This window comes from Pseudomonas sp. W17, from assembly GCF_040268305.1.
GTDB lineage: Bacteria > Pseudomonadota > Gammaproteobacteria > Pseudomonadales > Pseudomonadaceae > Aquipseudomonas > Aquipseudomonas protegens.
The window spans coordinates 830,958-855,359 of the sequence record NZ_CP158490.1 but is presented as its reverse complement, the minus strand read 5'-3'; the positions used below and the strand labels follow the sequence as shown (position 1 = coordinate 855,359).

The window sequence follows — 24,402 nt, the reverse complement described above, 5'->3', positions numbered from 1 at the left end:
GCAGTTGGGGTTTCGGAATTTAATCTTGACGATGACCTACTCTCACATGGGGAAACCCCACACTACCATCGGCGATGCATCGTTTCACTTCTGAGTTCGGGATGGGATCAGGTGGTTCCAACGCTCTATGGTCGTCAAGAAATTCGGTAGCCAGTCCGTTGCTTGTGCAACGTGCCAGCGAATGGGTATGTAATAGATTTGTGTGTTCGCAAACTTTCGGTTTGTATCGTCTTCACACACCGCAACTCGCTTCTTAAGCAAATTGCTTGGGTGTTATATGGTCAAGCCTCACGGGCAATTAGTATTGGTTAGCTCAACGCCTCACAGCGCTTACACACCCAACCTATCAACGTCGTAGTCTTCGACGGCCCTTTAGGGAACTCAAGGTTCCAGTGAGATCTCATCTTGAGGCAAGTTTCCCGCTTAGATGCTTTCAGCGGTTATCTTTTCCGAACATAGCTACCCGGCAATGCCACTGGCGTGACAACCGGAACACCAGAGGTTCGTCCACTCCGGTCCTCTCGTACTAGGAGCAGCCCCTCTCAAATCTCAAACGTCCACGGCAGATAGGGACCGAACTGTCTCACGACGTTCTAAACCCAGCTCGCGTACCACTTTAAATGGCGAACAGCCATACCCTTGGGACCGGCTTCAGCCCCAGGATGTGATGAGCCGACATCGAGGTGCCAAACACCGCCGTCGATATGAACTCTTGGGCGGTATCAGCCTGTTATCCCCGGAGTACCTTTTATCCGTTGAGCGATGGCCCTTCCATACAGAACCACCGGATCACTAAGACCTACTTTCGTACCTGCTCGACGTGTCTGTCTCGCAGTCAAGCGCGCTTTTGCCTTTATACTCTACGACCGATTTCCGACCGGTCTGAGCGCACCTTCGTACTCCTCCGTTACTCTTTAGGAGGAGACCGCCCCAGTCAAACTACCCACCATACACTGTCCTCGATCCGGATAACGGACCTGAGTTAGAACCTCAAAGTTGCCAGGGTGGTATTTCAAGGATGGCTCCACGCAAACTGGCGTTCACGCTTCAAAGCCTCCCACCTATCCTACACAAGCAAATTCAAAGTCCAGTGCAAAGCTATAGTAAAGGTTCACGGGGTCTTTCCGTCTAGCCGCGGATACACTGCATCTTCACAGCGATTTCAATTTCACTGAGTCTCGGGTGGAGACAGCGCCGCCATCGTTACGCCATTCGTGCAGGTCGGAACTTACCCGACAAGGAATTTCGCTACCTTAGGACCGTTATAGTTACGGCCGCCGTTTACCGGGGCTTCGATCAAGAGCTTCGCGTTAGCTAACCCCATCAATTAACCTTCCGGCACCGGGCAGGCGTCACACCCTATACGTCCACTTTCGTGTTTGCAGAGTGCTGTGTTTTTAATAAACAGTCGCAGCGGCCTGGTATCTTCGACCGGCATGAGCTTACGGAGCAAGTCCTTCACCCTCACCGGCGCACCTTCTCCCGAAGTTACGGTGCCATTTTGCCTAGTTCCTTCACCCGAGTTCTCTCAAGCGCCTTGGTATTCTCTACCCAACCACCTGTGTCGGTTTGGGGTACGGTTCCTAGTTATCTGAAGCTTAGAAGCTTTTCTTGGAAGCATGGCATCAACCACTTCGTCACCTAAAAGGCAACTCGTCATCAGCTCTCGGCCTTAGAACCCCGGATTTACCTAAGATTCCAGCCTACCACCTTAAACTTGGACAACCAACGCCAAGCTGGCCTAGCCTTCTCCGTCCCTCCATCGCAATAACTAGAAGTACAGGAATATTAACCTGTTTTCCATCGACTACGCTTTTCAGCCTCGCCTTAGGGACCGACTAACCCTGCGTCGATTAACGTTGCGCAGGAAACCTTGGTCTTTCGGCGTGGGTGTTTTTCACACCCATTGTCGTTACTCATGTCAGCATTCGCACTTCTGATACCTCCAGCAAGCTTCTCAACTCACCTTCACAGGCTTACAGAACGCTCCTCTACCGCATCACTTACGTGATACCCGTAGCTTCGGTGTATGGTTTGAGCCCCGTTACATCTTCCGCGCAGGCCGACTCGACTAGTGAGCTATTACGCTTTCTTTAAAGGGTGGCTGCTTCTAAGCCAACCTCCTAGCTGTCTAAGCCTTCCCACATCGTTTCCCACTTAACCATAACTTTGGGACCTTAGCTGACGGTCTGGGTTGTTTCCCTTTTCACGACGGACGTTAGCACCCGCCGTGTGTCTCCCATGCTCGGCACTTGTAGGTATTCGGAGTTTGCATCGGTTTGGTAAGTCGGGATGACCCCCTAGCCGAAACAGTGCTCTACCCCCTACAGTGATACATGAGGCGCTACCTAAATAGCTTTCGAGGAGAACCAGCTATCTCCGAGCTTGATTAGCCTTTCACTCCGATCCACAGGTCATCCGCTAACTTTTCAACGGTAGTCGGTTCGGTCCTCCAGTCAGTGTTACCTAACCTTCAACCTGCCCATGGATAGATCGCCCGGTTTCGGGTCTATTCCCAGCGACTAGACGCCCTATTAAGACTCGCTTTCGCTACGCCTCCCCTATTCGGTTAAGCTTGCCACTGAAAATAAGTCGCTGACCCATTATACAAAAGGTACGCAGTCACAGAACAAAGTCTGCTCCCACTGCTTGTACGCATACGGTTTCAGGATCTATTTCACTCCCCTCTCCGGGGTTCTTTTCGCCTTTCCCTCACGGTACTAGTTCACTATCGGTCAGTCAGTAGTATTTAGCCTTGGAGGATGGTCCCCCCATATTCAGACAAGGTTTCTCGTGCCCCGTCCTACTCGATTTCATGACTAAGAGATTTTCGCGTACAGGGCTATCACCCACTATGGCCGCACTTTCCAGAGCGTTCCGCTAATCTCAAAGCCACTTAAGGGCTAGTCCCCGTTCGCTCGCCACTACTAAGGGAATCTCGGTTGATTTCTTTTCCTCAGGGTACTTAGATGTTTCAGTTCCCCTGGTTCGCCTCTTGCACCTATGTATTCAGTACAAGATAACCATCTTATGATGGCTGGGTTCCCCCATTCAGAGATCTCCGGATCAAAGTCTGTTTGCCGACTCCCCGAAGCTTATCGCAGGCTACCACGTCTTTCATCGCCTCTGACTGCCAAGGCATCCACCGTATGCGCTTCTTCACTTGACCATATAACCCCAAGCAATCTGGTTATACTATGAAGACGACATTCGCCGAAAATTTGCATTCTTAATTAAAAGAGAACTCACAAATTTTACCTTAGCCTGATCCGTTACCAGTGAAAGTAACGTTCAGTCTATCTTTCTATCACATACCCAAATTTTTAAAGAACGATCTAATCAAAAGACTAGAAATCAACATTCAAAGTGAATGCTCATTTCTAAGCTTTCAGAAGCAGTTTATGGTGGAGCCAAGCGGGATCGAACCGCTGACCTCCTGCGTGCAAGGCAGGCGCTCTCCCAGCTGAGCTATGGCCCCATAACAAAATTGGTGGGTCTGGGCAGATTCGAACTGCCGACCTCACCCTTATCAGGGGTGCGCTCTAACCAACTGAGCTACAGACCCAATTTCGAGCTTGTAACTGTTAGCTTGGAGCTATCAGCTTGGAGCTTAAAGCTGCTTCTATCGTCTTCTTCAATGAATCAAGCAATTCGTGTGGGAGCTTATGAAGCAGCTGATGTCGTCGATTAAGGAGGTGATCCAGCCGCAGGTTCCCCTACGGCTACCTTGTTACGACTTCACCCCAGTCATGAATCACACCGTGGTAACCGTCCTCCCGAAGGTTAGACTAGCTACTTCTGGTGCAACCCACTCCCATGGTGTGACGGGCGGTGTGTACAAGGCCCGGGAACGTATTCACCGCGACATTCTGATTCGCGATTACTAGCGATTCCGACTTCACGCAGTCGAGTTGCAGACTGCGATCCGGACTACGATCGGTTTTATGGGATTAGCTCCACCTCGCGGCTTGGCAACCCTTTGTACCGACCATTGTAGCACGTGTGTAGCCCAGGCCGTAAGGGCCATGATGACTTGACGTCATCCCCACCTTCCTCCGGTTTGTCACCGGCAGTCTCCTTAGAGTGCCCACCATAACGTGCTGGTAACTAAGGACAAGGGTTGCGCTCGTTACGGGACTTAACCCAACATCTCACGACACGAGCTGACGACAGCCATGCAGCACCTGTCTCAATGTTCCCGAAGGCACCAATCTATCTCTAGAAAGTTCATTGGATGTCAAGGCCTGGTAAGGTTCTTCGCGTTGCTTCGAATTAAACCACATGCTCCACCGCTTGTGCGGGCCCCCGTCAATTCATTTGAGTTTTAACCTTGCGGCCGTACTCCCCAGGCGGTCAACTTAATGCGTTAGCTGCGCCACTAAGAGCTCAAGGCTCCCAACGGCTAGTTGACATCGTTTACGGCGTGGACTACCAGGGTATCTAATCCTGTTTGCTCCCCACGCTTTCGCACCTCAGTGTCAGTATCAGTCCAGGTGGTCGCCTTCGCCACTGGTGTTCCTTCCTATATCTACGCATTTCACCGCTACACAGGAAATTCCACCACCCTCTACCATACTCTAGCTTGCCAGTTTTGGATGCAGTTCCCAGGTTGAGCCCGGGGCTTTCACATCCAACTTAACAAACCACCTACGCGCGCTTTACGCCCAGTAATTCCGATTAACGCTTGCACCCTCTGTATTACCGCGGCTGCTGGCACAGAGTTAGCCGGTGCTTATTCTGTCGGTAACGTCAAAACAATCACGTATTAGGTAACTGCCCTTCCTCCCAACTTAAAGTGCTTTACAATCCGAAGACCTTCTTCACACACGCGGCATGGCTGGATCAGGCTTTCGCCCATTGTCCAATATTCCCCACTGCTGCCTCCCGTAGGAGTCTGGACCGTGTCTCAGTTCCAGTGTGACTGATCATCCTCTCAGACCAGTTACGGATCGTCGCCTTGGTGAGCCATTACCTCACCAACTAGCTAATCCGACCTAGGCTCATCTAATAGCGTGAGGTCCGAAGATCCCCCACTTTCTCCCGTAGGACGTATGCGGTATTAGCGCCCGTTTCCGGACGTTATCCCCCACTACTAGGCAGATTCCTAGGCATTACTCACCCGTCCGCCGCTCGCCACCAGGTACAAGTACCCGTGCTGCCGCTCGACTTGCATGTGTTAGGCCTGCCGCCAGCGTTCAATCTGAGCCATGATCAAACTCTTCAGTTCAAACATCTTTGGGTTTTGAGAAAACCCTAAACTTGGCTCAGCAATCGTTGGTTACATCTTTGATTTCTCGCGGAGTAACTTGTGATGCTGATAATCTTTTTGACTATCAGTCTGACTCCACAAGCACCCACACGAATTGCTTGATTCAGTTGTTAAAGAGCGGTTGGTTAAGATCTTTCGTCTCAACCGAGGCGCGCATTCTACAGCAGCCTCATTTGCTGTCAAGTGATTTTTTTAAGAAGTTTTCAAAGTTTCCTTTTTAACTTCAACCACTTGCGCTTCCGATCTCTCGTTAGCGGGAGGCGAATTCTACAGCGTTACACGCTGCTGTCAACACCTCTTTTCAACCGCTTTCGACCGAGAGGATCGAATCGTTAATAAGGCGAAAACTGACTGCCTTACCAACTGCTTCTGGCTTCGATGAACTGAAGCGTAACCGCTGTCGAAAACTGCGTAACTCATTGAATCTCAAGGAGTTTTCCGTTTCGACTGCGCCGGAAGTGGGGCGAATTATAGACCTGTAGAATCTGCCGTCAACAGTTATTTTCATAAATCTGTCATATCGGTCAGAAAAGCCCATAAAAGCAAAGGCCGGCACCAAGGGGCCGGCCTTTATTGCTTCACTCTTACAGGCTAGGGAAGGCGAACTGCGAGGCTTCGTGGCTGGCACGTTGCGGCCAGCGCTGAGTGATCGCCTTGCGACGGGTATAGAAACGCACACCATCGGGACCGTAGGCATGCAGGTCACCGAACAGTGAACGCTTCCAGCCACCGAAGCTGTGATAGGCCACAGGTACCGGCAGCGGCACGTTGACGCCCACCATGCCCACTTCGATCTCGTCGCAGAACAGACGTGCCGCTTCACCGTCACGGGTAAAGATGCAGGTACCGTTGCCGTACTCGTGACCGTTGATCAGTTGCATGGCCTCCTCCAGGCTGTTGACCCGGACGATGCACAGCACCGGCCCGAAGATCTCTTCCTTATAGATGCGCATCTGCGGGGTAACGCGGTCGAACAGGCAGCCACCGAGGAAGAAGCCGTCTTCATGACCGGCCACGCTCAGGCCACGACCGTCCACCACCAGTTGCGCACCTGCGGCCACGCCGTCTTCTACATAACCACTGACCTTGTCACGCGCCTGGGCGGTAACCAGCGGCCCCATGTCCAGGCCACAGGAAGTACCGGCACCAATCTTCAGCGCCTTGATCTGTGGCACCAGCTTGGCCACCAGGGCATCGGCCACCTGGTCGCCCACGCACACGGCTACCGAGATCGCCATACAACGCTCACCACATGAACCGTAGGCCGCGCCCATCAACGCACTGACGGCGTTATCCAGGTCGGCATCCGGCATCAGCACCGCGTGGTTCTTCGCCCCCCCCAGAGCCTGAACGCGCTTGCCGCGCTTGGTGCCTTCGGCATAGATGTACTCGGCAATTGGCGTCGAACCGACAAAACTCAGCGCCTTGACTTCCGGTGCCTCGATCAGCGCGTCCACCGCAGTTTTGTCACCGTGCACCACGTTCAGCACGCCCTTGGGCAGGCCGGCCTCATGCAGCAGTTCGGCAATCAGCAGGGTCGAGCTTGGGTCACGCTCAGAAGGCTTGAGGATGAAGCAGTTGCCACAGGCGATCGCCAGCGGATACATCCACAGCGGCACCATGGCCGGGAAGTTGAACGGGGTAATGCCGGCCACTACGCCCAGCGGCTGGAAGTCGGACCAGGCGTCGATGTTCGGGCCCACGTTACGGCTGTACTCGCCCTTGAGGATTTCCGGTGCGGCGCAGGCGTATTCGACGTTCTCGATACCGCGCTTCAATTCGCCAGCAGCATCTTCCAGGGTCTTGCCGTGCTCTTCGCTGATCAGCTTGGCAATACGGGCTTCGTTCTGCTCCAGCAATTGCTTGAAGCGGAACATCACCTGGGCGCGCTTGGCCGGTGGCGTATTGCGCCAGGCCGGGAATGCCGACTTGGCCGAGTCGATGGCTTGCTGGATGGTTTCACGGCTGGCCAGCGGCACTTTATGGATCGCCTGACCGGTGGATGGGTTGAACACGTCAGCGCTGCGACCGTTGTCGCTTACCAGCTCACCGTGGATCAGGTGTTGAATCAGACTCATGCGGGGACTCCTGAAAGAGGGAAAGCGCAGGCGCGAAACACTTCGCGCCTGCTTCTATATAAGAGGGATCGAATCAGTCGAGCTTGCTCAGCACTTCGCCAACCGCGTCGAACAGACGATCGAGGTCTTGCGGCTTACTGTTGAAGGTTGGGCCGAACTGCAGGGTGTCGCCGCCGAAGCGCACATAGAAACCGGCTTTCCACAACGCCATGCCAGCCTCGAACGGACGCACGATGGCATCGCCATCACGGGGTGCAATCTGGATCGCGCCAGCCAGGCCGAAGTTACGGATGTCGATCACGTTCTTCGTGCCCTTGATGCCGTGCAGTGCATTCTCGAAATGCGGGGCAACCTCGGCCACGCTCTGGACCAGGTTTTCCTTCTGCAGCAGGTCCAGTGCCGCCAGGCCCGCAGCGCACGCCACCGGGTGCGCCGAGTAGGTGTAGCCGTGGGGGAATTCCACTGCGTACTCGGGTGTCGCCTGGTTCATGAAGGTCTGATAGATCTCGGAGCTGGCAATCACCGCGCCCATGGGGATCGCGCCGTTGGTGACCTGCTTGGCCACGCACATCAGATCCGGCGTCACGCCGAAGCTGTCAGCGCCGAACATGGCACCGGTACGGCCGAAGCCAGTGATCACTTCGTCGAACACCAGCAGGATGTTGTGCTGGTCGCAGATTTCCCGCAGGCGCTTGAGGTAACCCTGTGGCGGCACCAGCACGCCAGCCGAGCCGGCCATCGGCTCGACGAAGACTGCAGCGATATTGGAAGCATCGTGCAACTCGATCAGCTTCAGCAGCTCATCGGCCAGGGCAATACCGCCCTGCTCCGGCATGCCACGGGAAAACGCGTTACTGGCCAGCAACGTATGCGGCAGGTGGTCCACATCCATCATTGCCTGGCCGAACAGCTTACGGTTGCCGTTGACACCGCCCAGGCTGGTGCCGGCGATGTTCACCCCATGATAGCCACGGGCACGGCCGATCATCTTGGTCTTGGTCGACTGGCCTTTCAGGCGCCAGTAGGCACGCACCATCTTCACTGCGGTATCGGCGCACTCGGAGCCGGAGTCGGTGAAGAACACGTGGTTCAGGTTGCCCGGGGTCAGGTCGGTGATTTTCTCTGCCAGTTGAAACGACAGCGGGTGACCGTATTGGAAGCCAGGGGAGTAATCCAGGGTGCCCAACTGCTTGGCGACCGCTTCCTGGATCTCCTTGCGCGAGTGACCGGCGCCGCAGGTCCACAGACCCGACAGCGAGTCATAGATCTTGCGGCCCTTGTCATCCACCAGCCAGCTGCCTTCGGCGCCGACGATCAGGCGCGGGTCACGCTGGAAGTTACGGTTGGCGGTGTAGGGCATCCAGTGAGCGTCGAGCTTGAGCTGGCTGGCCAGGGACTGAGGGGCGGTTTCCGGCATGTTCATGAGCAAAACCTCGCAAGGCAATGAAGCGGCGTAGGAATGAAAAGCGTTGTTGCAGCTAAGTTGCCACGGCTATAAAGTCGGTGAAATCCAACTTTAATAACCTTCAGTCTGGCATCTACTAAACTATGAGCAGCCGTCGAGCCGACCCGCTGGCGCAAGTCAGCGACTTTGATATCCGCCTGCTGCGGATCTTTCGCAGCGTGGTGGAGTGCGGTGGTTTCTCTGCCGCGGAAACCGTGCTCGGCATCGGCCGCTCCGCCATCAGCCAGCAGATGAGCGACCTGGAGCAGCGGGTCGGCCTGCGCCTGTGCCAGCGCGGGCGCGCCGGGTTCTCCCTGACCGAGGAGGGCCGCGAGGTCTATCAGTCGACCCTGCAACTGCTCAGTGCCCTGGAAAGCTTCCGTACCGAGGTCAACGGCCTGCACCGCCACCTGCGCGGCGAATTGATCATCGGCCTCACCGACAACCTGGTGACCCTGCCCCACATGCGCATCACCCACGCCCTGGCGCAATTGAAGGAGCGTGGCCCGGACGTGCAGATCCAGATCCGCATGATCGCCCCCAACGAAGTCGAGCAAGGGGTGCTCGACGGCCGCCTGCATGTCGGCGTGGTGCCCCAGGCCAGTGCCCTGCCCGGCCTGGAATACCAGCCACTGTATGACGAGCGCTCGCTGCTGTACTGCGCAGTGGGCCACCCGCTGTTCTATGTGGATGACCGGCAACTGGACGACCAGCGCCTCAACGACCAGGACGCCATCGCCCCGACCTTTCGCCTGCCGGCCGAGATCCAGGCCCACTACCAGGCGCTGAATTGCACCGCCAGCGCATCCGACCGGGAAGGCATGGCGTTCCTGATTCTCACCGGCCGCTACATCGGCTACCTGCCGGACCACTACGCCAGCCTCTGGGTGCAGCAGGGCCGGTTGCGTGCCCTCAAACCCAAGTCACGCTTCTACGACCTGAGCCTGGCATCGGTCACGCGCAAGGGCCGGCGCCCTCATTTGGTGCTCGAAAGCTTTCTGGAAAGCCTGGCGGCAACCCGCTAGAGCGTCTCCACTCACCAGCAAGGCCCCGTATTCAAAGGACCGCACCGCAAAACAGAAAAAATAACCTGAGCACCTGGACAGCTTTTTGCAAAGACCTCGGCACCTTGAACCCCAGCCCGAGCTCCACGCCATGCAGCCAGATGCTTCCCGCCCCAGCGAACTGATCTACGGCCTCGACGACCGCCCGCAACCCCTGCCCGCGCTGCTGGCGGCCTTGCAGCATGTGCTGGCCAGCTTTGTCGGCATCATCACCCCACCACTGGTGATTGGTTCGGCCCTGGGCCTTTCGGCACACCTGCCATACCTGATCAGCATGGCGCTGATGGTCTCCGGGGTCGGCACCTTTATCCAGGCCCGGCGCCCCTGGGGTATCGGGGCCGGCATGATCTGCCTGCAAGGCACCAGCTTCGCCTTCCTCGGCGCCGTACTGTCGGCGGGGTTCCTGGTCAAGCAACGGGGCGGCAGCCCGGAAGACATCCTGGCGATGATCTTCGGCGTGTGTTTCTTCGGCGCGCTGGTGCAGATCGTCCTCAGCCGCTTTATCGGGCGACTGCGCCGGGTGATCACCCCGTTGGTGACCGGCATCGTCATTACCCTGATCGGCATCAGCCTGATCAAGGTCGGCATCACCGACCTGGGCGGCGGCTTCAATGCCGCGGACTTCGGCGCCACGGGCAATCTCGGCCTGGGCCTGCTGGTGCTGCTGACCATCATTCTGCTCAACCGCAGCAACACCCCGTGGGTGCGCCTCAGCGCCATCATCATCGGCCTGGCCCTGGGCAGCCTGGCGGCCTGGTTCAGCGGCAAGCTGGTGCCCCAGCCGCTGCCGGACCTGCCGTTGATCAGCCTGCCCCTGCCCTTCAGGTACGGCTTCAGTTTCGACTGGAGCGCCTTTATTCCCGTAGCCCTGATCTACCTGATCAGCACCCTGGAAACCGTGGGAGATCTGACCGCCAACTGCATGCTGGCGCGCCAGCCCATCAGCGGCCCTTCCTATATAAGCCGGCTCAAGGGCGGGGTCCTGGGGGACGGCGTCAGTTGCATGATCGCCGCCACCTTCAGTGCCTTCCCCAACACCACCTTCGCCCAGAACAACGGGGTGATTCAGTTGACCGGTGTGGCCAGCCGCTTCGTCGGCCTGTACATCGGCCTGATCCTGTTCTGCCTGGGCCTGTTCCCGCTGATCGGCGCGCTGCTGCAACAGATCCCCAAGCCGGTACTCGGCGGTGCCACCCTGGTGATGTTTGGCAGCGTCGCCGCAGCCGGGATACGGATCCTCGCCCAGGCCCCGCTGGACCGGCGCAGCATGCTGATCATCGCTACTTCGTTCGGCGTCGGCCTGGGCATCGCCGCGCAACCGAACCTGCTGCACCTGCTGCCCAAGGTGGTGCAGAACCTGTTCGATTCGGCGATCACCAGCGGCGGCCTCACCGCCTTGCTGATGAGCCTGCTGTTGCCGGAAAGCAAGGGCGCGGCGAATGACGCAAATCCGATTCCGGAAAACGACACCCTGAAGGCCCACTGAGGCTTTTGTAACGCCAAGGCTTGTCTGATCCACGTGGGTGCGCTATCAACGCACAGGTTGCACCCACAGACTTGCTCGGAAACCTCCATGACCTTTGAAGTCCCCGCCCACAGCACTCCTCACCCCGGCAAACCCGCCAGCCGCATTCGGCAGAAGAATGAAGAGGCCATCCTCCAGGCCGCCGAGGACGAGTTCGCCCGTCACGGTTTCAAAGGCACCAGCATGAACACCATCGCGCAGAAGGCCGGCCTGCCCAAAGCCAACCTGCACTACTACTTCACCAACAAGCTGGGGCTGTACATCGCGGTGCTGAGCAACATCCTGGAACTCTGGGACAGCACCTTCAACACCCTCACCGCCGAAGATGATCCGGCCGAAGCCCTGACCCGCTACATCCGCGCCAAGATGGAATTCTCCCGCCGCCAGCCGCAAGCCTCGCGGATCTTCGCCATGGAGATCATCAGCGGTGGCGAGTGCCTGAGCGAGTATTTCAGCCAGGACTACCGCGCCTGGTTCCAGGGCCGCGCCGCGGTGTTCCAGGCCTGGATCGACGCCGGCAAGATGGACCCGGTGGACCCGGTGCACCTGATCTTCCTGCTGTGGGGCAGCACCCAGCACTATGCCGATTTCGCCACCCAGATCTGCCGCGTCACCGGGCGCACCCGGCTGACCAAGCAGGACATGGAAGACGCCGGCAACAACCTGATCCGCATCATTCTCAAAGGCTGTGGCCTGACACCTGCACTGAAAGACTGACCCCCATGCCCTTTACCCTGGCCGGCCTTTGCGAATACCGCGAGGAAATTCGCAAAAGCCGCTTCATCACCTTTGCCGCGCCCATCAGCAGCGCGGCCGAGGCCCAAGCCTTCATCCAGCAGTACAGCGACCTCAACGCTTCGCATAACTGCTGGGCGTGGAAACTCGCCGACCAGTACCGGAGCAACGACGACGGTGAACCCGGCGGCACCGCCGGGCGACCGATCCTTGCGGCCATCGAGGCCCAGGACTGTGACCAGGTGGCGGTGCTGGTGATCCGCTGGTACGGCGGCATCCAGCTGGGCACCGGCGGCCTGGCCCGAGCCTATGGCGGCGGCGCCAACAAGTGCCTGCAAGGCGCCGAGCGCATCGCCCTGGTCAACCGCGTACCGCTGCGTTGCGCCTGCAGCTTCAGCGAGCTGGCGCTGGTCAAGCTACGGGTAGCCGAACTGGGCGGGCTGCTGGTCCAGGAAGACTTCACCGCCAATGGCGTAGAGCTGCAACTGGCCCTGGGCGAAGAGCAGATCGACACCCTGCAGCAACAGCTGGCGGACCTCAGCCGCGGGCGCATCCTTTTGCAGCGCTGACGGCACCAACCCGGCCCGGGCCACCTTGTGCATAACCCGCAAGGGCCCCAGGCACTTGCCCACATCTACTGTGCACCCGACTGTGGATAAGCTGAGCACATAGCGCTGTAACCCTTCTGCAACGTGGCTTTGCGGGCTTTGTTCATTTTTTGTCCAAAGCCTCCCCAGGAAGCTTTTTTCCACAGCGAAACAGCAACTTAAGCCGGTTTATCACAGTTCCCGGGCAAGCCAGTGGTGCTGATGCCCAAGCGCCGCTCTTGCACACAATTACTGTGGAGCAAGCTGTGGATAACCCGTGCAAGGCTGCTCCAGCCCCTGATTGCGCAGGGTCTGCAGGCAACTGATCATTTTCTGTGCAACGGCCTGGGGACAAAAACAGCGCCTTTTCAACCACCTTGCCCCGAAGTGGTGCCAGGACCCTGGTCCTGTCAGCCAGGCAGGATGCCGCCCGGGAGCACTCCACCGGCTTTCCTGACCCACTGGCCAGGAAATTGCTTTATCCACAGGCACAACTCCCAGAAGCCGAGCCTGTCATGTCCAATCACCCTGCACCCAGCAGCCAGGCACCACGCCTGCAACTGCGCCGGATCAGCAAACGCTATCCCGGCTGCCTGGCCAACGACGCCATCGACCTGAACATCGCTGCGGGTGAAATCCATGCGTTGCTGGGCGAAAACGGCGCCGGCAAAAGCACCTTGATGAAGATCATCTATGGGGTGGTCCAGGCCGATTCGGGGGAACTGCTCTGGCAAGGACGACGCCAGCTCATCGACAACCCGGCCCAGGCACGCAGCCTGGGGATCGGCATGGTGTTCCAGCATTTCTCGCTGTTCGAAACCCTCAGCGTGGCGCAGAACATTGCCCTGGCCATGGGCGCCGGCGCCGGTACGCCGAGCCAGCTGGAAGGCAGAATCCGCGAGGTTTCCCAGCGTTACGGCATGGCCCTCGAACCCCAGCGCCTGGTGCACAGCCTGTCCATCGGCGAACGCCAGCGGGTGGAAATCGTCCGCTGCCTGATGCAGGACATCCGCCTGCTGATTCTCGACGAGCCGACCTCGGTCCTGACCCCGCAGGAGGCCGACGACCTGTTCGTCACCCTGCGCCGGCTAGCCGACGAAGGCTGCAGCATCCTGTTCATCAGCCACAAGCTCGCCGAGGTGCGCGCCCTGTGCCACAGCGCCACGGTGCTGCGCGCGGGCCGGGTGGCCGGGCACTGCAGGCCGGCGCAGTGCTCGGATCGCGAGCTGGCGCGGCTGATGGTGGGGGACGCGGCGGCGATGATCACCGACTACCCGAAAGCCCGCGGCACGAACGACTTCCTGCGCCTGGACAACCTCAGCTGGGACAACCCCGATCCTTTCGGCTGCTCACTGAAGAACATCGACCTGCGCCTGCGCAGCGGCGAGATCGTCGGCATCGCCGGAGTCGCCGGCAATGGCCAGGACGAACTGCTGGCCCTGCTCAGCGGTGAACAGCGCCTGCCCCGTGGCGAAGCCGAACGTATCTGTTTCGCCGGCCAGGGCGTGGCACATCTGTATCCCGACGCCCGACGCCAGCGCGGCCTGGCTTTCGTTCCCGCCGAACGCCTGGGCCACGGCGCGGTGCCGGAACTGAGCCTGGAGGACAACGCCCTGCTCAGCGCCTTTCAACAGGGCCTGGTGCGCCACGGTCTGATCCAGCGACGCAAGGTACGAGAACTGGCCGAGCGCATCATCCAGCGTTTCGGGGTCAAGAGCGCCGGTTCCCAGAGCCCGGCCCGCAGCCTGTCCGGCGGCAACCTGCAGAAATTCATCCTGGGCCGCGAGATTCTCCAGCAGCCTCGCCTGCTGATCGCCGCGCACCCGACCTGGGGCGTGGATGTAGGGGCCGCCGCCACTATCCACCGGGCACTGATCGCCTTGCGCGATGCCGGCGCGGCGATCCTGGTGATCTCCGAAGACCTGGACGAGCTGTTCCAGATCAGCGACCGCCTCGCTGCCCTGTGCGCTGGACGCCTTTCGCCCCTCAAGGCCTGCGCCGACACCTCGCTGGTGGAGGTTGGCGGCTGGATGGCCGGCCACGCCGATTCCCTGCCCTCACCCGCTGCCCTGGCGATTTAACGGAGCTGTCCATGCTGCTTTCACTCGAACCCCGTGGCCGCCAGTCGCGGCTGATGCTCTGGTGCTCGCCACTGTTGGCGGCGCTGCTGACCCTGGGCTGCGGTTCCCTGCTGTTCATGGCCCTGGGGCATGACCCCTGGCTGACCTTGCACACCCTGCTGATCGCCCCGGTCAGCGACCTGTATGGCGTGTCCGAACTGCTGGTCAAGGCGCTACCTATCCTGCTCTGTGCCCTGGGCCTGGCGGTGGCCTACCAGGCGCGGGTGTGGAACATCGGCGCCGAGGGCCAGTTGCTGCTCGGGGCCCTGGTCGGTAGCGCCCTGGCGGTCAATCTCATCGAGCTGCAAAGCCGCTGGGCGCTGGTGCTGATCCTGCTTGCCGGAACCCTGGCCGGCGCCGCCTGGGCCGGGCTCACCGCCTGGTTGCGCACCCGCTTCAACGCCAACGAAATCCTCACCAGCATCATGCTCAACTACATTGCCCTGAACCTGTTGCTGTACTGCGTGCATGGCCCGTTGAAAGACCCCGCCGGGTTCAACTTTCCCGAATCGGCGATGTTCGGCGACGCCAGCCGCCTGCCGCTGCTGATGGAAGACGGCCGGGTCCACGCCGGGGTGTACTTCGCCCTGCTGGCCCTGGTGGCGGTCTGGGTGCTGCTGCAGAAAAGCTTTGTCGGCTTCCAGATCAGGGTGCTCGGCCTGGACCAGCGTGCCGCCGGCTTCGTCGGCTTTCGCCAGAAGCGCCTGGTCTGGCTGGCGCTGTTGACCAGCGGTGCGCTGGCAGGGCTGGCTGGGGTCTGCGAAGTCGCCGGCCCCATCGGCCAACTGGTGCCCCAGGTGTCTCCCGGCTACGGCTACGCGGCCATTACCGTGGCTTTTCTCGGCCGCCTGAACCCCATCGGCATTGTGTTTTCCAGCCTGCTGATGGCGTTGCTGTACATCGGTGGCGAGAGCGCGCAGATGAGCCTCAACCTGCCCCAGGCCATCACCCAGCTGTTCCAGGGAATGATGCTGTTCTTTCTCCTGGCCAGCGACGTGCTGATTCTCTATCGCCCGCGCCTGAACCTGCGTTGGGTGCGCCGTAACGCCAGCGCCACTGCTACCGCCGGAGCCCTGTGATGGATATCGATCTGCTGAGCAATATTCTCTACGCCATGGTGCGCTGCGGCACCCCTCTGCTGCTGGTGGCCCTGGGGGAACTGATCTGTGAAAAGAGCGGCGTCCTCAACCTGGGGCAGGAAGGCATGATGCTGTTCGGCGCGGTGATAGGTTTTATCGTCGCCCTCAACAGCGGCCATTTGTGGCTCGGGGTGCTGCTGGCGATGGCCGCCGGGATGCTGCTGGCGGCGCTGTTCGCACTGGTGGCCCTGGTGTTCACCGCGAACCAGGTGGCTACCGGGCTGGCGCTGACGATCTTCGGGGTCGGCCTGTCGAGCTTTGTCGGTGCGGCCTGGGTCGGCAAGCCCCTGGTCGGCTTCGAACCGCTGGCGCTGCCGCTGCTGAGCGAAATCCCGCTGATCGGCCGCATGCTGTTCGCCCAGGATTTGCTGGTGTACCTGTCCTTCACCCTGTTCGCCCTGGTGGCCTGGGTGGTTCTCAAAAGCCGGGTCGGCCTGATCATCCAGGCCGTCGGCGAGAACCCCGACGCCGCCAGCGCCATGGGCCTGCCGGTGCTGCGGGTGCGCACGCTCGCGGTGCTATTCGGCGGCGCCATGGCGGGGCTGGCCGGGGCCTACCTGTCCCTGGCCTACACCCCGATGTGGGCCGAGAACATGAGCGCCGGACGCGGCTGGATCGCCCTGGCGCTGGTGGTGTTCGCCAGCTGGCGAGTGTGGCGGCTGCTGCTCGGCGCCTACCTGTTCGGCCTGGCGAGCATCCTGCACCTGGTGGCCCAGGGCCTGGGCCTGGCGATTCCTTCCAACCTGCTGGCGATGCTGCCCTATGCCGCGACCATCCTGGTGCTGGTGCTGCTATCCCGGGATGCCTTGCGCACCCGGCTGTATGCACCGGTGTCCCTCGGCCAGCCGTGGCAGTCGGGACACTAGATGACTGCCGGGGCCTGACCGGCAGTCGCTCGCACCGGCAGCAACTGGGCCACGCACCAGGCCAGCTCGAAGAACAGGATCACCCCGATCAATGCCGTGGCTCCGTGGGCCAGGGCATAGACCTGCCAGGTGGCGAAGAGGATGCGCCCCACCGCGTCATAGCGGCCGAACGCCTGCTGCGGGTCACGAATACGCAGTACTGACCACACGCAGATGATCGAGCCCATCAGGTTGGCCATCAGCATGTGCATGGGTTCGAAAACCGGCAGTGCTCCCGGCAGGTTGAGGGCCTGGACCGTGTCCTGCAGCAGCCCGTGCAGGGCCATGAAACTCCAGGGGGTGGCGAAGGCCAAAGTCACCAGCAAGTCGTACCAGCCGCTGGCCCGGACCAGTTTTCGATACTGTTTGGTGGTCCACATAGATGTCGCTCCATCGATTCAAGGAGCGCGCAGGCTAAAGCCTGGAGTATGCTCCAGGGTCAAGCCCTTTCGAGCCCCATGCTTGCGCATCGGAGAACCGGGCCAGTTGCGCCCCGAGCTGCAACTGCGACTGGGACAAGCCTGTCCATTGAATCCGTGATCCTCACTTATCAAGGAACCTCATCATGTCCACGGCAAAAACCGCACTGATCATCGGCGCCTCCCGGGGCTTGGGCCTCGGCCTGGTCCAACGCCTGCTGGAAGACGGCTGGCAGGTCACCGCCACTGTGCGCAACCCGCACAAGGCCGAGGCGCTGCAAGCCCTGGGCAAAGTGCAGATCGAGCAACTGGACATGGACGATCAGCAAGCGGTGATTGCCCTGAGCCAGAAGCTCAAGGACCAGGTGTTCGACCTGCTGTTCGTCAATGCCGGGGTTAAGGGTCCGGACAACCAGTTGCCGGGGCAGGCGACCCTGGCCGAAGTCGGCCAGCTGTTCTTCACCAACGCCGTGGCGCCGATCAACCTGGCCCAGCGCTTCGTCGGGCAGATCCGCAAGGACAGCGGCGTGCTGGCGTTCATGAGTTCGGTGCTGGGCAGCGTGACCATGCCCGACGCGCCGGAGCTGGCCCTGTACAAGGCCAGCAAGGCCGCGCTGAACTCCATGACCAACAGCTTCGTGACCCAGTTGGGGCAAAAGCTCACCGTGCTTTCGCTGCACCCGGGCTGGGTGAAGACCGACATGGGCGGCGAAGGCGCCGATATCGATGTGCAGACCAGCACCCGCGGGCTGATCGCCCAGGTCAATGCCTACACCGGCAAGGGCGGCCATCACTTCGTCAACTACAAAGGCGAAACCATCCCCTGGTAAGCCCTTGCTCAGGCCAGCGAAGGCTCTGGAACGGAGGGCAAAATGCAAGTTTTGTCCCCCGGCACATCTTTCGCTAGACTGCGCACCTCGCCCCCTTGCGGCGACCCTGGATCAGCAGACAGGGCATCACTGAGCTGGCTAACCTGAACCCACTTTCAGAGGAGCCGGCAACCATGCCTGCGATCCGTACTTGGTTAAAAAATCCCCTGGCCATCTTCACCGGCAATGCCCTCGACGCCCGTGGCGGCCTGGTACTGCAAGACGGCCTGATCGTTGAAGTGCTAGGCCTCGGCCAGCAACCTGCAAGCCCCTGCCTGCAGGTCTTCGATGCCCGCGAGCACGTGCTGCTGCCCGGCCTGATCAACACCCACCATCACTTCTATCAAACCCTGACCCGCGCCTGGGCGCCGGTGGTCAACCAGCCGCTGTTCCCCTGGCTCAAGACCCTGTACCCGGTCTGGGCCCGGCTGACCCCGGAAAAACTCGCCCTGGCGACCAAAGTGGCACTGGCCGAACTGCTGCTCTCCGGCTGTACCACCGCCGCCGACCATCACTATCTGTTCCCGGACGGCCTGGAAAATGCCATCGACGTGCAAGTCGAAACCGTGCGTGAACTGGGCATGCGCGCGATGCTCACCCGCGGCTCGATGAGCCTTGGCGAAAAGGACGGCGGCCTGCCACCGCAACAGACCGTGCAGCAAGGCCAGGTGATTCTCGACGACAGTCAGCGCCTGATCCAGCAGTACCACGAGCGTGGCGACGGTGCGCAGATCCAGATCGCCCTGGCACCGTGCTCGCCATTCTCGGTGACCCCGGAAATCATGTCGGCCAGCGCCGAACTGGCCAACGGGCTCGATGTGCGCCTGCACACCCACCTGGCCGAGACCCTCGACGAAGAAGACTTCTGCCTGCAGCGTTTCGGCCTGCGCACGGTGGATTATCTGGACAGCGTCGGCTGGCTCGGTCCGCGCACCTGGCTGGCCCACGGCATCCACTTCAACCCGGATGAAATCGCCCGCCTCGGCCAGGCCGGTACCGGCATCTGCCATTGCCCGAGTTCGAACATGCGCCTGGCGTCCGGCATCTGCCCCAGCATCGAGCTGACCGATGCAGGTGCGCTGTTCGGCTTGGGCGTGGACGGTTCGGCGTCCAATGACGCCTCGAACATGATCCTCGAAGCGCGTCAGGCGCTGTACATCCAGCGCCTGCGTTACGGCGCCGAAAAGATCACCCCGGAGCGTGTACTGGGCTGGGCGACCCAGGGGTCGGCAAGCCTGTTGGGCCGTACCGACATCGGCGAACTGGCGGTAGGCAAGCAGGCGGACCTGGCGTTGTTCAAGCTCGATGAACTGCGTTTCTCGGGCAGCCATGATCCGGTTTCGGCACTGCTGTTGTGCGGCGCGGATCGGGCGGACCGGGTCATGATCGGCGGCCAGTGGCGGGTGATTGATGGCCAGGTCGAAGGGCTGGATCTGAAAAACCTGATCGCCGATCACAGCCAGGCGGCCCGGCAACTGATCGCCGGCACCTGATCTTTGCCGCCCACAGCGAGGGACCCGATCCCTCGCCTGCGCCTTAAGCGGAATCGGATTGAGGAAACATGTTAGTTTCCGCCCTCGAACGAACCGCTATAGGGACATTACGTGAAACAAAAGTACGGACTGGCGCTTTGCGTCGCGCTGCTGATTTCAGGCTGCGAGAAACAGGAGGTTGCTGGCCCGCCCAGTAACGTGCTGTCAGCTGAAAAAGTGGCAGAAATTGCGTCGACCATCAGCCGTAAATACCCGAATCTGTCCCCACAAAACCGCGAGGCCGTACTTAACACAGTGGTCCGCTCGCTGGACAACATGGTGCTGATTGAGGGGGGCGAATTCCAGATGGGTGATTTCGGCTGGCCCCGTGGCTTCGACCCACAGGCCTTGTGCCAATGGCCCTGTGGCGTGGCCCCGGAAAAAATGGAGCGGATCAGCCTCGAGGTCGATGACGACTTCGTTCATCCGGTCAAATTGAGCAGCTATTACCTGTCCTCGTTGCAAACCACCCTGGGCGATTTCGATCTGTTCTTCCTCGCGCAAGGCAAGCCGCCGTTCGACGCGAAACTGCGCGAACTCGCCGAGATGAAGCACCTTTACCAGGCAAACCTGCCCGCCCCGGCGTCTAAAGAATGGCAAGAAGCCAAGGATTATTGCGGCTGGCTGGCAGAACTCAGCGGCTATCCCGTCGATCTACCCACCGAGGCCCAATGGGAATATGCGGCGCGCAACCGCGGCCAACCGGTGATGTTCGCCACCGACAATGGCAATCTGGATTACGGCCGCAACTTCCCGGCCCCTGACGACAACGAAACCTTCGCCGTGGACAGGTTCGTGCCCAATCCGCTGGGCCTCTACAACCTCACCGGCAACGCCAGTGAATGGGTCAACGATTGGTACGATAAACACTACTATCGCGAGTCTCCCGTGGAGAACCCGCAAGGGCCTGAAACAGGCATTTATCGGGCGCAACGGGGCGCCAACAACGTAAATGCCAACGACCCGACCTTTTCGCCCTCGGCCAGCACCGTGCGTCGTTGGAGTTGGGGGGCACTCGCGGCCTGGAATGCCCCCGGGGTCAGCTTTCGCTGTGCCATCCAGTCAGCGCAGCCGCTTTAAAGACCCAGCAGCGACAGCATGATGAAGGTCGCAAACAGCACGAAGTGGGTCATGCCCTCAATGGCATTGGTTTCACCGTCGTTGAGGTTGATCGCGCTGACGATCAGGGTGATGAACACCATCACCGTTTGCACCGGGGTCATGGCCATCTGGAAGGGCTGGCCGGTGTACAAGGCCATGGCCTCCATCACCGGCACCGTGAGGATCACCGTCGACAGGGAAGCGCCCAGGGCCACGTTGACCACCGACTGCATGCGGTTGGCCAGGGCGGCGCGCAGGGCGGTCAGGATTTCCGGCGCGGCGGAAATCGCCGCCACCAGGATCGCCGTGATCACCGGCGGTGCGCCCGTGCCTTCCAGGCCCAGGTCCAGGGTCTTGGACATCACCTCGGCCAGGGCGCCGATTACCACCACCCCGAACACCAGGATGCCGATGCTCCAGGCCAGGTTGATGGCCTGGGGCTGTTCCTGGGCCTCTTTATTGCGGCGTTTTTCCGGGTAGCTGTAGCTGAAGAAATAGCTGTGCGGCCCGACCTGCATACGCAGGAACAGGGTATAGAGCACCACCATGGCGCCGATGGTGAAGGCCGAGTAGACCTTCCAGTCGGCCTCGGGGATGAACTCCGGCACCACCATCGACACGCCCATGGCGGTGAGGATCATCACGCTGTAGGTACGCGCCGAGTCGTCGTTGTAGGGCTGCTCGCCATGCTTGATGCCGCCCATCAGTGCGGCCAGGCCGAGGATGCCGTTGATGTCCAGCATCACCGCCGAGTAGATGGTGTCGCGCACCAGGGTAGGCGAGGCTTCGTTGCTCATCATGATCGCCAGGATCACCACTTCCACCAGCACCGCGGCCAGGGTCAGGATCATGGTGCCGTAGGGGTCGCCGACCTTTTCCGCCAACAGTTCGGCGTGATGGGCGACGCGCATCGAGGCGATGACGATAAAGCCGATCAGCACCAGCCCTGCGCCCAGGGCGATGCCCTGGCCACTGCCCAGCAACAGGTGTTCAAGCGGATAGGCGGCCACGGCGGCCAGCAGCGCAAGCAGTAGAAACTTTTCTTGCTTGAGGGAATTGAGCATTGCAGTCCTTTGACGGGAATAAAAACGAGTACAGGAGATGACTGAAAGACTGCACCAAGTCACTAACGTTTCGTTACATGTTAGTGCACCAGCCCCAGGCGCCGCGCACCGGGTTGGTTCTTGTACAGCCCTTCGCCGGCAAGCGGCCTCCTGCATTCCAGCCCCGTAGGAGCTGGCTTACCAGCGAAAAGTACGCCCCAAAGCCCCCGTAGAAACCGCCTCGCCGGCGCAACGACCATCTTTGTTGTCCTGTTGGTCAGCTATTTGCATTGCCCTCCAGCGCTTGCCGACCCAGCCCCCACAACAAGATGGAGCTCCCATTCATGCATACACGCCCGTTGCACAAGTTGCTCTGCACCCTGGCCGCCGCCATCGGCCTGAGTGCCAGCCTTACCGCCAGCGCCGCCGATCCGCTGAAGGTCGGTTTCGTCTACATCGGCCCCATAGGCGATCACGGCTGGACCTATCAGCATGAACAGGGGCGCAAGGCCCTGGTGGAAAAATTCGGCGACCAGATCAAGACCAACTACGTGGAGAACGTAGCCGAAGGCGCCGACGCCGAGCGGGTGATCCGCAACATGGCCAAGGACAACTACGACCTGATCTTCACCACCTCCTTCGGCTACATGAACCCCACGCTGAAGGTCGCCAGGCAGTTCCCCAAGGTGACCTTCGAACACGCCACCGGCTACAAGCAGGACAAGAACCTCGGCACCTACCTGGCGCGCACCTACGAGGGCCGCTACGTGGGTGGTTTCCTCGCGGCGAAGATGACCAAGAGCAAGAAGATCGGCTACGTCGCCTCCTTCCCCATTCCGGAGGTGATCCGCGACATCAACGCCATCCAGCTGGCCCTGAACAAGTACAACCCGGGCACCGAGATCAAGGTGGTGTGGGTCAATTCCTGGTTCGATCCGGGCAAGGAAGCCGACGCCGCCAATGCCCTGATCGACCAGGGCGCCGACGTGATCTTCCAGCACACCGACAGCCCGGCGCCGATCCAGGCCGCGCAGCGGCGTGGCGTGTACGCGGTGGGCTATGCCTCGGACATGGCCCACTTCGGCCCCAAGGCGGTGCTGACCTCCATCGTCAACAACTGGGGCCCGCACTACATCCAGGCCACCCAGGGGGTGATGGACCACAGTTGGAAACCCCAGGACTACTGGGGTGGGCTGAAAGAGGGTACGGTTGAACTGCCCCTCAGCGACCTGCTGCCGGCCCCGGTGAAAACCGAGGCCCAGCAGATCATCGCCAGCATCAAGAGTGGCGAGTTCCACCCGTTCACCGGCCCGATCAAGGACCAGGCCGGGGTCGAAAAAATCGCCGCGGGGGTCAGCGCCAGCAATGCCGAACTGGCCTCGATGAACTACTACGTCGAAGGCCTGAAGGCGGACATCCCCAAATAATCTACTCGTCGCTGTCGGAGCATCCGCCAGCGACGACGGACCGCCAACAGGATGGGAGCATTTTCATGAATCAACTGCCGATCATCGATATCAGCCCGCTGTATCAGGATGAGCAGCAAGGCTGGGACAGTGTCGCCAAGCAGATCGACCGCGCCTGTCGCGAATGGGGCTTCTTCTACATCAAGGGTCACCCGATCAGCGCACAACGCATCGAGCAATTGCTGAACACGGCCAAGCACTTCTTCGCCCTGCCCAGTGTTGAAAAACTCAAGATCGATATCACCCAGAGCCGTCACCATCGCGGCTACGGCGCCATCGCCACCGAGCAGCTGGACCCAAGCAAGCCCAGCGACCTCAAGGAAACCTTCGACATGGGCCTGCACCTGCCGGCCGAGCACCCGGACGTGCTGGCGGAAAAACCCCTGCGCGGGCCCAACCGCCACCCTGACCTGCCCGGCTGGCAAGCCCTGATGGAGCAGCACTACCAGGACATGCAGGCCCTGGCCCAGACCCTGCTACGGGCCATGACCCTGGCCCTGGGCATCGAACGCGACTTCTTCGACCGCCGCTTCCAGGACCCGGTGAGCGTGCTGCGGATGATCCATTATCCGCCGCGCCACACCGCCAGCAGCGCAGAACAGCAAGGCGCCGGCGCCCACACCGACTACGGCTGCATCACCCTGCTCTACCAGGACGCCGCCGGCGGCTTGCAGGTGCGCAACGTCAAGGGCCAGTGGATCGACGCCCCGCCCATCGACGGCAGCTTCGTGGTCAACCTCGGCGACATGATGGCGCGCTGGAGCAACGACCGTTACCTGTCGACCCCGCACCGGGTCATCAGCCCGCTGGGGGTGGACCGCTACTCGATGCCGTTCTTCGCCGAACCGCACCCGGATACCCGCATCGAGTGCCTGCCCGGCTGCCAGGACCGCGAGCACCCGGCCAAGTACCCGGTGACCACCTGCGCCGAATTTCTCCTGTCGCGCTTTGCCGATACCTACGCCTACCGCCGGGAGCTGGGGCAGGCCTGACCGCCCCCTCGGTCAGGTTTTGCCGAACATTTGCGCCGCCAGATGTAGAATGGCGGCTTTTTCGGGCCCGGTGAAAACCTGGCGAAAGCCGCAAGCCACAGCCAGTTCCCCACA

General features: G+C 60.4%; 16 protein-coding genes, 2 tRNA genes and 3 rRNA genes. 12 read left to right on the top strand and 9 right to left on the bottom strand.

The window, feature by feature from the left end; all coding sequences use genetic code 11:
• Window positions 1-23: 23 nt before the first annotated feature.
• The 7 genes from rrf to ABCR88_RS03750 form a co-directional block, all read right to left on the bottom strand.
• Window positions 24-139 (bottom strand): 5S ribosomal RNA (rrf, locus tag ABCR88_RS03780).
• A gap of 138 nt (window positions 140-277) precedes the next feature.
• Window positions 278-3,169, bottom strand: a 23S ribosomal RNA gene (locus ABCR88_RS03775).
• Window positions 3,170-3,402: 233 nt separating this feature from the next.
• Window positions 3,403-3,478 (bottom strand) — tRNA-Ala (locus ABCR88_RS03770).
• Between the two features lie 10 nt (window positions 3,479-3,488).
• Window positions 3,489-3,565 (bottom strand) — tRNA-Ile (locus ABCR88_RS03765).
• Window positions 3,566-3,688: 123 nt separating this feature from the next.
• Window positions 3,689-5,227 (bottom strand): 16S ribosomal RNA (locus ABCR88_RS03760).
• Together the 16S, 23S and 5S rRNA genes with 2 tRNA genes alongside form the textbook arrangement of a ribosomal RNA operon.
• A gap of 626 nt (window positions 5,228-5,853) precedes the next feature.
• Complete coding sequence (locus ABCR88_RS03755) at window positions 5,854-7,347, bottom strand: CoA-acylating methylmalonate-semialdehyde dehydrogenase (RefSeq protein ID WP_041115792.1); 1,494 nt, start codon at window positions 7,345-7,347, stop codon at window positions 5,854-5,856.
• A gap of 73 nt (window positions 7,348-7,420) precedes the next feature.
• On the bottom strand, window positions 7,421-8,770 hold the full coding sequence (locus ABCR88_RS03750) for an aspartate aminotransferase family protein (RefSeq protein ID WP_015634038.1): 1,350 nt from the start codon (window positions 8,768-8,770) through the stop codon (window positions 7,421-7,423).
• Window positions 8,771-8,895: 125 nt separating this feature from the next.
• Between ABCR88_RS03750 and ABCR88_RS03745 the strand changes: the two genes are divergently transcribed.
• The 7 genes from ABCR88_RS03745 to ABCR88_RS03715 all read left to right on the top strand — a co-directional run bounded on the left by ABCR88_RS03745 (window position 8,896) and on the right by ABCR88_RS03715 (window position 16,827).
• Window positions 8,896-9,816, top strand: coding sequence for a LysR family transcriptional regulator (locus tag ABCR88_RS03745; RefSeq protein WP_011059101.1), 921 nt, complete (start codon window positions 8,896-8,898; stop codon window positions 9,814-9,816).
• A 130-nt stretch (window positions 9,817-9,946) separates the two neighbouring features.
• A complete protein-coding gene (locus ABCR88_RS03740) occupies window positions 9,947-11,341 on the top strand; it encodes a nucleobase:cation symporter-2 family protein (protein ID WP_041115791.1) in 1,395 nt (464 codons plus the stop codon).
• A gap of 87 nt (window positions 11,342-11,428) precedes the next feature.
• Window positions 11,429-12,097 carry a TetR/AcrR family transcriptional regulator gene (locus ABCR88_RS03735; protein WP_041115789.1) on the top strand — a complete coding sequence of 223 codons (669 nt, stop codon included), beginning with the start codon at window positions 11,429-11,431 and terminating at the stop codon, window positions 12,095-12,097.
• Window positions 12,098-12,102: 5 nt separating this feature from the next.
• Window positions 12,103-12,684: a YigZ family protein gene (locus ABCR88_RS03730; RefSeq protein ID WP_019092788.1), complete on the top strand. Its 582-nt coding sequence runs from the start codon at window positions 12,103-12,105 to the stop codon at window positions 12,682-12,684.
• A gap of 533 nt (window positions 12,685-13,217) precedes the next feature.
• Window positions 13,218-14,783 (top strand): ABC transporter ATP-binding protein, encoded by a 1,566-nt coding sequence (locus tag ABCR88_RS03725; protein ID WP_041115786.1) that lies wholly within the window; start codon window positions 13,218-13,220, stop codon window positions 14,781-14,783.
• Between the two features lie 11 nt (window positions 14,784-14,794).
• Entirely contained in the window at window positions 14,795-15,901 is a 1,107-nt protein-coding gene (locus ABCR88_RS03720; protein WP_041115784.1) for an ABC transporter permease, read from the top strand.
• Window positions 15,901-16,827: an ABC transporter permease gene (locus ABCR88_RS03715; protein WP_041115782.1), complete on the top strand. Its 927-nt coding sequence runs from the start codon at window positions 15,901-15,903 to the stop codon at window positions 16,825-16,827. The genes ABCR88_RS03720 and ABCR88_RS03715 overlap by 1 nt, the downstream gene beginning before the upstream one ends.
• On the opposite strand, the gene ABCR88_RS03710 is transcribed toward ABCR88_RS03715, so the two are convergent.
• Window positions 16,824-17,246 (bottom strand): hypothetical protein, encoded by a 423-nt coding sequence (locus tag ABCR88_RS03710; RefSeq protein WP_041115780.1) that lies wholly within the window; start codon window positions 17,244-17,246, stop codon window positions 16,824-16,826. The two genes, ABCR88_RS03715 and ABCR88_RS03710, sit on opposite strands and share 4 nt — an antisense overlap.
• Before the next feature lie 185 nt (window positions 17,247-17,431).
• Here ABCR88_RS03710 and ABCR88_RS03705 point away from each other — a divergent pair, with 185 nt between their 5' ends.
• From ABCR88_RS03705 to ABCR88_RS03695, 3 genes are all read left to right on the top strand, one after another.
• A complete protein-coding gene (locus ABCR88_RS03705; protein ID WP_011059094.1) occupies window positions 17,432-18,115 on the top strand; it encodes an SDR family oxidoreductase in 684 nt (227 codons plus the stop codon).
• Window positions 18,116-18,288: 173 nt separating this feature from the next.
• Window positions 18,289-19,647: an 8-oxoguanine deaminase gene (locus ABCR88_RS03700; protein ID WP_350404137.1), complete on the top strand. Its 1,359-nt coding sequence runs from the start codon at window positions 18,289-18,291 to the stop codon at window positions 19,645-19,647.
• 111 nt (window positions 19,648-19,758) lie between these two features.
• Window positions 19,759-20,766 (top strand): SUMF1/EgtB/PvdO family nonheme iron enzyme, encoded by a 1,008-nt coding sequence (locus tag ABCR88_RS03695; RefSeq protein WP_232644101.1) that lies wholly within the window; start codon window positions 19,759-19,761, stop codon window positions 20,764-20,766.
• Here ABCR88_RS03695 and ABCR88_RS03690 read toward each other — a convergent pair.
• Window positions 20,763-21,851, bottom strand: a complete 1,089-nt coding sequence (locus ABCR88_RS03690) for a calcium:proton antiporter (protein ID WP_232644100.1) — start codon at window positions 21,849-21,851, stop codon at window positions 20,763-20,765. The genes ABCR88_RS03695 and ABCR88_RS03690 overlap by 4 nt on opposite strands.
• Window positions 21,852-22,174: 323 nt before the next feature.
• On the opposite strand from ABCR88_RS03690, the gene ABCR88_RS03685 reads away from it, so the two are divergent.
• The gene (locus tag ABCR88_RS03685) at window positions 22,175-23,257 is read left to right on the top strand and encodes a BMP family ABC transporter substrate-binding protein (RefSeq protein ID WP_350404136.1); all 1,083 of its coding nucleotides are present in this window, start codon (window positions 22,175-22,177) and stop codon (window positions 23,255-23,257) included.
• A 65-nt stretch (window positions 23,258-23,322) separates the two neighbouring features.
• The gene (locus ABCR88_RS03680; protein ID WP_041115771.1) at window positions 23,323-24,288 is read left to right on the top strand and encodes a 2-oxoglutarate and iron-dependent oxygenase domain-containing protein; all 966 of its coding nucleotides are present in this window, start codon (window positions 23,323-23,325) and stop codon (window positions 24,286-24,288) included.
• Window positions 24,289-24,402: the final 114 nt, after the last annotated feature.